Annotated in this window: 2 protein-coding genes and 1 pseudogene; all 3 read right to left on the reverse strand. The window is 69.1% G+C overall.

Annotated features, from left to right (window positions below; genetic code table 11):
• Window positions 1-806, reverse strand: a pseudogene (locus tag I5G_RS16805) (2-isopropylmalate synthase); the annotation flags it as partial.
• 150 nt (window positions 807-956) lie between these two features.
• Window positions 957-1,544 carry a GNAT family N-acetyltransferase gene (locus I5G_RS16815; RefSeq protein WP_022880101.1) on the reverse strand — a complete coding sequence of 196 codons (588 nt, stop codon included), beginning with the start codon at window positions 1,542-1,544 and terminating at the stop codon, window positions 957-959.
• The coding region (locus I5G_RS16820) for a zinc-binding dehydrogenase (protein ID WP_022880102.1) at window positions 1,541-1,965 on the reverse strand (425 nt) is incomplete at its 5' end. The genes I5G_RS16815 and I5G_RS16820, both read right to left, overlap by 4 nt.

Consider the following 1,965-nt stretch of genomic DNA (forward strand, 5'->3'; position numbering starts at 1 on the left):
TAGCCGAGTTCCGCGGCTGCGACCGCGGTGCCGCGGTCGTTGTGCGGNTGCAGCGACAGGATGACGTTCTCGCGGTGGTTCAGGTTCCGCGACATCCACTCGATCGAGTCGGCGTAGACGTTGGGCGTCGCCATCTCGACCGTGGCGGGCAGGTTCAGGATGACCTTGCGCTCGGGCATCGGCTGGAAGATCTCCAGCACCTCGTTGCAGATGCGCAGCGCGAACTCGAGCTCGGTGCCCGTGTAGCTCTCGGGCGAGTACTCGTAGTAGACGTCCGTCTCGGGGATCGTCGCCTCGTACTTCTTGCACAGGCGAGCGCCCTCGAGCGCGATGTCGACGATGCCCTGCTGGTCGGTGCGGAAGACGACTTCGCGCTGCAGCACGGACGTGGAGTTGTACAGGTGGACGATGGCCTGCTTCGCGCCGGCGATCGCCTCGTACGTGCGCTCGATGAGGTGCTCGCGCGCCTGCGTCAGCACCTGGATCGTGACGTCGTCGGGGATGAGGTCTTCCTCGATCAGCTGCCGGACGAAGTCGAAGTCGGTCTGGCTGGCACTCGGGAACCCGACCTCGATCTCCTTGTAGCCCATCTTCACGAGCAGGTCGAACATGACCCGCTTGCGCTCGGGGCTCATCGGGTCGATGAGGGCCTGGTTTCCGTCGCGCAGGTCGACGGCGCACCAGCGGGGTGCGGTCTCGATGCGCTTGCTCGGCCACGTGCGGTCGGGCAGATCGACGCGGATCTGCTCGTGGAACGGACGGTACTTGTGGACCGGAGCGGACGTGGGTTTCTGCGTGTTCTTCATGAGGGGGTCGCTTCTCTTGTCTGTCTGAAGGGGCCGACGACGAGCTCCGCGACGAGGAAGGCCCTTAGAACGAGGACTCGTCGCGGCAGCTAAGAAGAAGCAGGCCACCGAAGCGCATTCTGTGATCGTAGCACTCGCGCGCGGCGGCTCTCACGCGCTCGGCGTCCATTCGCGCGCGAGTACGGCGTAATCCACCTCGTCGCTCCAGCGTCCCTTGAACCACTCGTTCTCGACGAGGTGGGCCTCGCGTCGCATGCCGACGCGCTCCGCGAGGGCGATCGAGCGTGCGTTCTCCGCGTCGATGCGGGCGACGAGACGGCGCAGGCCGTAGACCTCGAACGCCGTGTCGAGGAGCGCGCGCACGGCTTCGGTGGCGAGCCCTCGCCCGGCGGCGGCGGGACTCACGACCCAGCCGATTTCGGCCGTGCCGGAGGCCGAGTCGAGGTGGAACAGCACGAGGTCGCCGATCAGGGCGCCGTCGTCGAGCCGCTCGATCGCGAGCACCACTCCCCCGCGCTCGCCCTCGAGGCTTGTCCCGCCGAACAGATAGCCGATGCGCTGCCGGATGTCGTCGGCGCTCTGCGGATCGAACGGCAGGAACCGGCACACGTCGGGATCGCCGCGGTACGTCACCATCGCGTCCACGTCGGCGTCGACGATCGGCCGGAGCCGCACGCGGTCACGCACGACGTCGAGACGCGCCGGCGCCGGCGGCAGCACGAACGGCGACCCGGTCACGGCAGCAACGCGACCTTGCCGCCGGGGTGGCCCTGCATCACGAACTGCACGGCCTCCTTCGCGTCGGCCAGCGGGAACGTCCGGGCGACCGGGACTTCGAGATCCCCGGATGCCGCGAGCTCCAGGATGCGGGGCCGGGCGATGTCGCGGAACCGTGCGCTCTCGGGACGGGCGCCGGCGACCCACAGGATGCCGTCGGACTCGGCCCGCTGGGGCGCGACGATCGTGACGATGCGGTCGCGCTCCGCGACGAGCGAGAGCGAGACGTCGATCGCCTCATCGGTGCCCACGGCATCCCACGCCGCGGCGATCGGCTCGCCCGCGGCCGCCTCGATCACGCGTTCCTGGAGACCCTCGCCGTACGCCACGGGGATGCCGCCGAACCGGCGGACGCGCTCCGCCGACTCCGCGGAGTCGGGCC

Source organism: Microbacterium sp. B19, assembly GCF_000333395.1.
In the GTDB taxonomy this organism is placed as follows: domain Bacteria; phylum Actinomycetota; class Actinomycetes; order Actinomycetales; family Microbacteriaceae; genus Microbacterium.